Source organism: Streptomyces sp. NPDC050703, from assembly GCF_040654435.1.
In the GTDB taxonomy this organism is placed as follows: domain Bacteria; phylum Actinomycetota; class Actinomycetes; order Streptomycetales; family Streptomycetaceae; genus Streptomyces.
Map to the genome: position 1 here is coordinate 87,461 of NZ_JBFAHX010000030.1, position 9,290 is coordinate 96,750.

Sequence of the window (9,290 nt, forward strand, 5' to 3'; positions counted from 1 at the left end):
TTGGGTGCGGGCCCCAGCCCGTTGTCTTTTCGGGGTCCAGCACCCCGGTGATCGCGCTCCGGCACCCCGGTGAAAACGCCCGGCATGCCCCGCGATCCACGACCGGCCGGTCCCAGAAAATTCGCGGCCGTATTCATGTTTAATTTGTTCCGGCCCGTTCCTGCAATTCTCGGCACCGTTCCGTGCCGCCAAGAATTCCTCGATACGCGCCGCATCGAGGAAGGTTCACCATGAACCGCTCGTCTCGCACGGATGGCCGACAGTCGAACGCCGGCCGCCGCGGTTCCGGCAGTGCCCGCTCGGGCGGGGCCCGTCAGGGCGGACGCCCGTACTCCGGGGGACAGGGCCGCCGGCCCGCCGCCCCCCAGGGAGAGTTCGCGCTCCCGGTGACCGTCACCCCCGCCCTGCCGCCCGTGGAGGACTTCGCGGCGCTCGGCCTCCCCGACGGGCTGCCGGCCACCCTCACGCGCCTCGGCGTCACCCGGCCCTTCCCGATCCAGGCGGCCACGCTGCCCAACTCCCTCGCGGGCCGTGACGTCCTCGGCCGCGGGCGCACCGGATCGGGCAAGACCCTCGCCTTCGGCCTCGCGGTGCTCGCCAGGACGGCCGGGCTGCGCGCCGAGCCGCGCCGCCCCCTCGCCCTGATCCTCGTACCCACCCGGGAGCTCGCGCAGCAGGTGACCGACGCGCTCACCCCGTACGCGAGGACGGTGCGGCTGCGCATGGCGACCGTCGTCGGCGGCATGTCGATCGGGCGGCAGGCGAGCGCGCTGCGGGCCGGGGCCGAGGTCGTCGTGGCGACGCCGGGCCGGCTCAAGGACCTCATCGAACGCCGCGACTGCCGGCTCGACCAGGTCGCCGTCACCGTCCTCGACGAGGCCGACCAGATGGCCGACATGGGCTTCCTGCCGCAGGTCACCGAACTCCTCGACCAGGTGCGCCCGGACGGGCAGCGGATGCTGTTCTCCGCCACCCTCGACCGCAACGTCGACCTCCTGGTCCGCCGCTACCTCAGCGACCCCGTCGTCCACTCGGTGGACCCCTCGGCGGGCGCGGTCACCACGATGGAGCACCATGTGCTGCACGTGCACGGCGCCGACAAGTACGCCACCACCACGGAGATCGCGGCCCGCGACGGGCGGGTCATCCTGTTCCTGGACACCAAGCACGCGGTCGACCGGCTCACCACGCACCTGCTCAGCAGCGGGGTGCGGGCGGCGGCGCTGCACGGCGGCAAGTCCCAGCCCCAACGCACGCGCACCCTGGCCCAGTTCAAGTCCGGCCAGGTCACGGCGTTGGTCGCCACCAACGTCGCGGCCCGCGGCATCCACGTGGACGACCTCGACCTCGTCGTCAACGTGGACCCGCCCGCCGACCACAAGGACTATCTGCACCGCGGTGGCCGCACCGCCCGCGCAGGCGGGTCGGGCAGCGTCGTCACCCTGGTCACCTCGGCGCAGCGACGGGACATGAGCCGCCTCCTCGCCACCGCGGGCATCACCCCGCAGACCGCGCAGGTGCGCTCGGGCGACGCCGAGCTGACGCGGGTGACCGGCGCGAGGACACCCTCGGGGACCCCGGTGACCATCCCCGCCCCGCCGAAGGCCGACGCCGGGCGCGGCGGCTCGTCGGGCCGGGGCCGCCGCCCCCGCGACGGCCGTGCCCGCCGCGCGTACGCCGCCCGTGCGCAGGGCGACGGCCAGGGCGGTGCGGCGAACGGGGCCGCGAACGGCCCGCACGGCAAGGCCGCCTGACGCCGGCAGCGCCCGCCGCGCACCCGGTGGGGCCCGCCGTGGAGCGGGCCTTCGCTCAGGGCGTCCTGCGTACGGCGCGTCCCGCGAGGACGTCCGTGCGCAGGCCGTCCCGCATCACGAACCTGCCGTCGATCAGGACGTGCGGAATCCCGGTGGGGAGCGTGCGGGGCGCGTCGAAGGTGGAGCCCGCGGCGACCGTCTCCGGATCGAAGAGGACCAGGTCGGCGCGGTAGCCCTCGCGGACCACGCCCCGGTCGGGGAGCCGCAGCCGGGCGGCGGGGCGCGAGGTGAGGTGCGCGACGGTCTCCTCCAGGGACAGCACGCCGAGTTCGCGCGCGTACCGCCCGAGGTACTGGGGGAACGTCCCGTACGCCCGCGGGTGCGGCTTGGTGCCCTGCAGGATGCCGTCGCTGCCGCCGGTGTGCACCGGGTGGCGCATGATCGCCCGGACGTTCTCCTCGTGGCCGACGTGCTGGAGGATCGTCGAGCCCAGCCCGTCGTCGACGAGGAGCCGGCGGGCGGTGGCCCAGGGGGCCTCGCCGCGCAGGTCCGCGGACTCCTTGACCGTCTTGCCGACGAACGCGGAGAGCGCGGGGTCGGAGACGCCGGAGATCTCGATCGTGTCCCACTCGATGGGCACGCCGTGGCAGCCGTCCGCGCCGATGACCTCCATGTGGTGGCGGATCTTCTCGGCGGACGCGTCGTCCTTGAGGCGGCCGAGGATCGCCTCGGGGCCGCCCTCGCTCGCCCAGCTCGGCAGCATCGCGACGAGGGTCGTGCAGCCCGGGGTGTAGGGGTAGGTGTCGAGCGTGATGTCCGCGCCGTGCGCGAGGGCGTCGTCGAGGAGGGCGAGCAGGTCGGGGGCCTTGCCCTTGTTCACACCGAAGTTCATGGTGGCGTGGGCGAGGTGCAGCGGGCAGTGCGCGGTCCGCGTGAGGTTCACCATCTCCTCGTACGCCTGGAGGGCGCCGGCGCCGTAACTGCGGTGGTGGGGGCAGTAGTAGCCGCCGTACTCGGCCACGACCCGGCACAGCTCGGTCAGTTCGGAGTCGTCGGCGTACATGCCGGGGGTGTAGGTGAGCCCCGACGACATGCCGACGGCGCCCTCCCGCATCCCCTCGGCGACGAGCTGCTTCATGCGGTCCAGCTCGGCGGGCCCGGCCGGGCGGTCGTCCCAGCCGAGTGCGTACATCCGTACGGTTCCCTGCGGGATGAGGTACGCGGCGTTCACCGCGATGCCGTGGCCGCCGTGGGCCCCGTCCAGGGCGTCCAGGTAGCCGCCGACGGTGCGCCACGTGAAGTCGATGTCGCTTCCGTCGCCGTTCCAGCCGGTGATGGCCCGGCGGACCTGGGCGAGCGTGCGGTCGTCGACCGGGGCGTAGCTGAGGCCGTCCTGGCCGATGACCTCCAGGGTCACGCCCTGGGCGGCCTTCGCGGTGTGCTCCGGGTCGCGCAGCAGGGCCAGGTCGCTGTGCGCGTGCATGTCGATGAAACCGGGGGCGAGGGCGAGGCCCTCGGCGTCCAGGGTGCACAGTCCCGTGGGGCGGGGGCCCTCTCCCTCCCTGCGGATCTCGGCGATCCTGCCCTCGTGTACGGCGATGTCGGCGCGGTAGGAGGCGCCTCCGGTGCCGTCTATGACGCGTGCGTCGCGGATCACCAGGTCCATGGTGCGGCTCCTCTTTGCCTTGCGGTTCGTCTGGGGTGCGCCCGGCCTCCGGCCGGGTCTGTGTGTCCACCCGCGCCGGCCGGGCGACTTTCGTGGAGAACGGGTGGGTGGGTGGGAAACATCCGCCGCGGAGCGGCGGTTCAGGGGATGCCCCCGGGCCACGGGCGAAGCGGCGGCGCGCCGGGGGCGGCCTGGACCCAGGGGTCAGAAGAACGTCCGGACGTAGTCCGTGACCGTTCCGTCCGCCTCGACCAGAGGGATCAGCTGCCACTTGTCGAACGCCGTGCAGGGGTGCGAGAGCCCCATGCCGACCCAGTCGCCCACGGCGAGCTGAGCCTCCGGGGAGGTCGAGAGCCACCCGTGCTGATCGGAGAGCCCGGTCACCGCGATCCCGGTCGCGGGCCGCTCGCCCCCGTCGCCCTCGCCCCGTACGACCTGCGCCTCGGGCAGATCGAGGTCGTGGGCCGCGTCCCGCTTGCCCGCGTTGGTGAACGCCTGCTCCGGCGACGGCCGGGACACCACCTGCGCCCAGAGCCGGAAGGCCGGTTCGAGCGCGCCCTCCTGCGGGACGCGGTTGAACGGCGTGAGGTGGCGGTAGTGACCGTCGTCGTGCGACACGTACGCGCCCGAGCGCAGCAGTTTCACCACCGGCGCGGAGAGTGCGGGCACCTCCTCGAAGACGGCCGCCACCGCGTCGAACCACGCGCTGCCGCCCGCGCTGAGCACGATCTCCGGCAGGTCCGCGAACCGCCCCGCCTCGTCGATGCCGACGAGCAGCGCGACGAGCCGCCGCAGCCAGGCGGTGACGGTCTCCGTCGACGCCTTCGGCACCTCGCCTTCGTACCCGGCGACGCCCACGAGCCGCAGCGTGTCCGCCGCGGCGACGGCGTCGGCGATCTCGAAGCACTCCGCCTCGGTCCGCACCCCGGTCCGCGCCCCCTCGCCCGCGGCCAGCTCGACGACGACGTCCACCGGGCGCGTCGCCCCGGCCTCGCTGAGCGCGGCGTGCATCGCCCTGACGCCGCGTACGGAGTCGACGTAGCAGATGAAGCGGAAGTCCGGGTCGGCGCCGAGTTCACCGGCGAGCCAGCGCAGCGCCGCCGCGTCGACCAGTTCGTTGGCGAGGAAGACGCGCGAGACGCCGAACGCCCGCGCCACGCGCACCTGGTGCGGCACCGCGAGCGTGATGCCCCACGCCCCGCGGTCCAGCTGCCGCCGGAAGAGCTGCGGGGCCATCGACGTCTTGCCGTGCGGCGCGAAGGCGAGGCCGTGCCGCTCCGCGTACGCCTCCATGAGCGCGAGGTTGTGTTCGAGGCGCTCGGCGGAGAGCGCGAGCACGGGCGTCGTGAAGCCGCCGGTGAAGAGGTTCCTGCGCTGGGCCGCGAGCTCCCCGACCGTCAGGCCTTCGGCGTCCGGCGGCAGCCCCTTGAAGCGGTGGTCGATCCGCTCGTCCGCGAGCGCGGCCAAGGGGTCGGCGGGACGTTCGACGGCGTTGTCGGCGGCCATGGGCGCCTCCTCCAGGAGTGCATTCATGAGTGCGTTGCATTATGTGCAACAGTCATTGCGTATGTCGCTTACTGCTGTCTAACATCCGAGCCAACGCCGGGTCAACGGATCCGGAGAGTCGGTTGAGGGGCTGGAAGATCGTGACCGCACAGGCAGCCGCACGGCCCGTCGACGAGACGGCCGCCCGCGCAGCAGTGGACGTCGTGGCGCTCGGCGAGTCCATGGTCACCTTCCTGCCCGCGCGGCCGGGACGCCTCGCCGACGTGCCCTCCTTCGACCGCGGGATCGGCGGCGCCGAGTCCAACGTCGTCTGCGCGCTCGCCGCCGCGGGGCACACCACCCGCTGGGTCAGCCGCGTCGGCGCCGACGGCTTCGGCGACCACCTCGTCGAGACGATCGCCCGCTACGGAGTCGACACCTCCGCCGTCGGCCGCGACCCCCGCCGCCCCACCGGCATCTACTTCCGCACCGCCGACGACCGCGACACCGACGCCCACGAGGTCGTCTACTACCGCGCCGGCTCGGCGGCCTCCGCCATGTCCCCCTCCTCGGTGGACGAGTCCGCGCTCACCTCGGGCCGCGTCCTGCACCTGTCGGGCATCACCCCCGCGCTCTCCGCCGACTGCCTCGACCTCGTACGCCACCTCTGCGCCCGGCGCCCCGGCCGCGCCCCGCTGGTCTCGTTCGACGTCAACCACCGCCCCGGCCTCTGGAAGGACGCTGCGGCGGGCCCGGACGTCCTCCTCGACCTCGCGCGCGGCGCCGACCTCGTCTTCGTCGGCGAGGACGAGGCGGCCGCCGCCTGGGGCGTGACCGGCGGCCCCGACGCCGTCCGCGCCGCCCTGCCCGAACCCGCCACCCTCGTCGTCAAGCAGGGCAGCAGCGGCGCCACCGTCTACCGGCACGGCGAGGACCCCGTCTTCCGGGCCGCCCTGACCGTGGACGTCGTGGCCCCCGTCGGCGCCGGCGACGCCTTCGCCGCCGGGTTCCTCTCCGCCACCCTGCGCGGACTGCCCGCCGGGCACCGGCTCCGGCACGGCCATCTCATGGCCGCCGCCGCGCTCACCGTCCCCGGCGACCTCGCCACGCCGCCCGCCCGCGCACACGCCGACCGCCTCGCCGACCTCGACGACTCCGCCTGGGAGACACTTCGTCTCGGCCCCGGCTGGACGGCGGACGTCCTCAAGGACAGCGGGGCCGAGGAGGAGGTACGTACCCCATGAGCCAGACCGTCGACCGCGCGCTCTCGATCCTGCCGCTGCTCGCCGAGGGCCCCGCCGACCTGGGACAGGTCGCCGACCGGCTCGGCGTCCACAAGTCCACGGCCCTCAGGCTCCTGCGCACCCTCCACGAGCACGGCCTGGTCTTCCGCCAGTCCGACCAGCGCTACCGCCTCGGCGCCCGCCTCTTCGCGCTCGCCCAGGAGGCCGTCGAGAACCTCGACGTGCGCGAGATCGCCCACCCCCACCTCCTCGCCCTCAACGAGCGGTGCGGCCACACGGTCCACCTCGCCGTCTACGAGGAGCAGGAAGTCCTCTACATCGACAAGGTCGAGAGCCGCTACCCGGTGCGGATGTACTCCCGTATCGGCAAACCGGTGGCCATCACCGTCGCCGCCGTCGCGAAGCTGCTGCTCGCCGACTTTCCCGAGGCCGAGCGCCGCGCCATCGCGGAGAAGCTCGACTACCCCACCTACACGTCCCGTTCGACGCCCAACGCCGCCGCGTTCCTCAAGGAACTCAGCGCCGTGCGCGAACAGGGCTGGGCCACCGACCTCGGTGGCCACGAGGAGTCCATCAACTGCATCGGGGCCCCCATCCGCGGTGCGGACGGGCGCGTCGTCGCCGCCATGTCGGTCTCCGCGCCGAACGTCGTCGTCACCGCCGAGGAACTCCTCACACTGCTCCCGCAGGTGCGCCGCACGGCGGACGCCATCAGCCGGGAGTACTCCGGCAAGTCACCCCTGAAGGAAGCCTGAGCACGTCATGACCACCGAGAAGACCGCCCTCACCCCGGCCACCCACACCACCCCGCCCGCGAAGTTCTCCCACGGCGTCAAGAAGGGCAACATCCTTCAGGTCGCCGGCCAGGTCGGCTTCCTCCCCGCCGAGGAGGGCAAGGCCCCCACCCCCGCGGGCCCGACCCTGCGCGAGCAGACCCTCCAGACGTTCGCCAACGTCAAGGCGATCCTCGAAGAGGGCGGCGCCACCTGGGACGACGTGATGATGATGCGCGTCTACCTCACGGACGTCGACCACTTCGCCGAGATGAACGAGATCTACAACGCCTACTTCGAGGAGCAGGGCCTCAAGGCCCCCGCCTCGGCCCGCACCACGGTCTACGTCGGACTCCCCAAGGGCCTCCTCATCGAGATCGACGCGCTCGCCGTCCTGAGCTGACGCACCACTGGCACGATCTCCCCCCGCAAGCCGTACGTCGTCACGGCACGGCGCCCTCTTCCCCTCCGGGCGCCGTGCCGCGATCCCCCCTGCCCCGAAAGCTCCATGCACTTACGAGGTCAAAGATGTCCCCGTCCCACCCCGCCGCGCTCGCGGCCGCCACCGAGGCGCCGCCGCACACCGGCGGCATACTCACCCTGATCGACGGCACAGCGGGCCTGCTGACGGTCGCCGCGCTCGGCATCGTCCTGCTCCTCTTCCTGATCATCAAGGTCAGGCTCCAGCCCTTCGTGGCGCTGCTCGCGGTCTCCATCGTCGTCGGTCTCTCGGCCGGTCTCTCCGTCACCGAACTCTTCGGCACCGTCCAGAAGTCCGACGCCGTCTCGGTCATCGAGTCCGGCATGGGCGGCATCCTCGGCCACGTGGCGATCATCATCGGCCTCGGCACGATGCTCGGCGCCATCCTGGAGGTCTCCGGCGGGGCCGAGGTCCTCGCCTCCCGCCTCCTCGGCCTCTTCGGAGAGAAGCGCGCGCCCCTGGCCATGGGCCTGACGGGCCTCATCTTCGGCATCCCGGTCTTCTTCGACGTCGGCATCTTCGTCCTCGCGCCGATCGTGTACGCCGCCGCCAAGCGCAGCGGGAAGTCGATCCTCCTCTACTGCCTCCCGCTGCTCGCGGGCCTGTCGATGACCCACGCCTTCCTGCCCCCGCACCCGGGCCCGGTGGCCGCCGCCGGTCTGCTCCACGTGGACCTCGGCTGGGTCATCCTGATGGGCGTCGTCTGCGGCATCCCCGCGGTGCTCGCCGCCTGGGTCTTCTCCGCGTGGGTCGGCAAGCGCATCTTCGTGCCCGTACCGCAGGACATGGTCGAGGCGGCGGAGGAGGCCAGGTCCGCGGTGGTCGCCGAGCAGCGGGCGGCGGGCGTGGAGCCCCGGGAGAAGCCGGTGCCGCTGGGCACGGTCTTCACGATCATCGGTACGCCGCTGTTCCTGATCCTCCTGGCGACGTTCTCCTCGATCGCCTTCGACCCCTCGACCTTCCGCTCGGTCATCGAGTTCTTCGGCAGCCCCTTCGTGGCCCTGACGATCGCGCTGCTGATGGCGTACTACCTGCTGGGCATCCGCCGCGGCTGGTCCCGCAAGTCCCTGGAGACGGTGTCGACGTCGTCCCTGAAGCCGGTCGGCAACATCCTGCTCGTGGTCGGCGCCGGCGGCATCTTCGGCGCGGTCCTCAAGGCGAGCGGTGTCGCGGGCGCCCTCTCGGACACCTTCCAGGACGTGGGCCTCCCGATCATCGTCCTGTCCTACCTGCTGTCCCTGGTCCTGCGGGTGGCGCAGGGCTCCGCGACGGTCGCGATCGTCACGACGGCGGGCATCGTGGCCCCGCTCCTCTCCGAGGGCGACTACTCCCAGGCGTTCATCGCCCTGGTCATCATGGCGATCTCGGCGGGCTCGATCTTCGCCTCGCACGTCAACGACGGCGGCTTCTGGATGGTGGCGAAGTACTTCGGCATCTCGGAGCGGGACACGCTGAAGACGTGGACGGTCCTGGAATCGGTCCTCTCCGTGGCGGGCTTCGCGGTGGCGGCCGTGGTGAGCGTCTTCGTGTAGCGGAGGGCTTGTTCGTCGTACGTGGGGCACCTGGCAGCGGCATCTGCCGGGTGCCCCTTTGCGTTGACCGCCGTGTTTGGGGCTTCGTCGTGCCGGGGCCGGCTTCGGTCGGCCGGGGGCGTTGTCTGGTTGCCGGGGCCGCCCGGTTCTCCGGAAGTGTGGCGCCTCCCCCGGGTGGGGGCGGGAGGTGGGGTCGGGAGGTGGGGCCGGCCGGGGGCGTTGCCCGGTTGCCGGGGCCGCCCGGTTCTCCGGGAGTGTGGCGGTTCCGCCCCGCCAGTAAAGGGCGCTCCCTGTCGGTCGCGTCGGCTGCGCCGATGACCCTGCGGGTCACCCTTGACTGGCGGGGCTCCACCGC

At 72.8% G+C, this 9,290-nt stretch carries 7 protein-coding genes; 5 read left to right on the forward strand and 2 right to left on the reverse strand.

Translation table 11 applies throughout. From position 1 onward, the window contains the following. Positions 1–230: 230 nt before the first annotated feature. Positions 231–1,754, forward strand: a complete 1,524-nt coding sequence (locus AB0I16_RS25410) for a DEAD/DEAH box helicase (protein WP_363251852.1) — start codon at positions 231–233, stop codon at positions 1,752–1,754. A 55-nt stretch (positions 1,755–1,809) separates the two neighbouring features. Here AB0I16_RS25410 and AB0I16_RS25415 read toward each other — a convergent pair whose 3' ends face one another. Both AB0I16_RS25415 and AB0I16_RS25420 read right to left on the reverse strand, forming a co-directional pair. Beyond that, positions 1,810–3,420 (reverse strand): D-aminoacylase, encoded by a 1,611-nt coding sequence (locus AB0I16_RS25415; protein ID WP_363251853.1) that lies wholly within the window; start codon positions 3,418–3,420, stop codon positions 1,810–1,812. A 204-nt stretch (positions 3,421–3,624) separates the two neighbouring features. Then, entirely contained in the window at positions 3,625–4,926 is a 1,302-nt protein-coding gene (locus AB0I16_RS25420; protein WP_363251854.1) for an amino acid deaminase, read from the reverse strand. Between the two features lie 140 nt (positions 4,927–5,066). Between AB0I16_RS25420 and AB0I16_RS25425 the strand changes: the two genes are divergently transcribed. From AB0I16_RS25425 to AB0I16_RS25440, 4 genes are all read left to right on the forward strand, one after another. Beyond that, the gene (locus AB0I16_RS25425; RefSeq protein WP_363251855.1) at positions 5,067–6,149 is read left to right on the forward strand and encodes a sugar kinase; all 1,083 of its coding nucleotides are present in this window, start codon (positions 5,067–5,069) and stop codon (positions 6,147–6,149) included. Then, positions 6,146–6,904 carry an IclR family transcriptional regulator gene (locus tag AB0I16_RS25430; protein WP_363251856.1) on the forward strand — a complete coding sequence of 253 codons (759 nt, stop codon included), beginning with the start codon at positions 6,146–6,148 and terminating at the stop codon, positions 6,902–6,904. Before AB0I16_RS25425 ends, AB0I16_RS25430 begins: the two co-directional genes overlap by 4 nt. A 7-nt stretch (positions 6,905–6,911) precedes the next feature. Further along, positions 6,912–7,325 carry a RidA family protein gene (locus AB0I16_RS25435; RefSeq protein WP_062770654.1) on the forward strand — a complete coding sequence of 138 codons (414 nt, stop codon included), beginning with the start codon at positions 6,912–6,914 and terminating at the stop codon, positions 7,323–7,325. A 125-nt stretch (positions 7,326–7,450) separates the two neighbouring features. Then, positions 7,451–8,935 (forward strand): gluconate:H+ symporter, encoded by a 1,485-nt coding sequence (locus AB0I16_RS25440; RefSeq protein WP_363251857.1) that lies wholly within the window; start codon positions 7,451–7,453, stop codon positions 8,933–8,935. Positions 8,936–9,290: the final 355 nt, after the last annotated feature.

Coding starts and splice junctions, on each gene's coding strand:
- AB0I16_RS25430 (WP_363251856.1), top strand. CDS start 6,146: ATGAGCCAGACCGTCGACCGCGCGCTCTCGATCCTGCCGCTGCTCGCC.
- AB0I16_RS25435 (WP_062770654.1), top strand. CDS start 6,912: ATGACCACCGAGAAGACCGCCCTCACCCCGGCCACCCACACCACCCCG.
- AB0I16_RS25410 (WP_363251852.1), top strand. CDS start 231: ATGAACCGCTCGTCTCGCACGGATGGCCGACAGTCGAACGCCGGCCGC.
- AB0I16_RS25415 (WP_363251853.1), bottom strand. CDS start 3,420: ATGGACCTGGTGATCCGCGACGCACGCGTCATAGACGGCACCGGAGGC.
- AB0I16_RS25440 (WP_363251857.1), top strand. CDS start 7,451: ATGTCCCCGTCCCACCCCGCCGCGCTCGCGGCCGCCACCGAGGCGCCG.
- AB0I16_RS25420 (WP_363251854.1), bottom strand. CDS start 4,926: ATGGCCGCCGACAACGCCGTCGAACGTCCCGCCGACCCCTTGGCCGCG.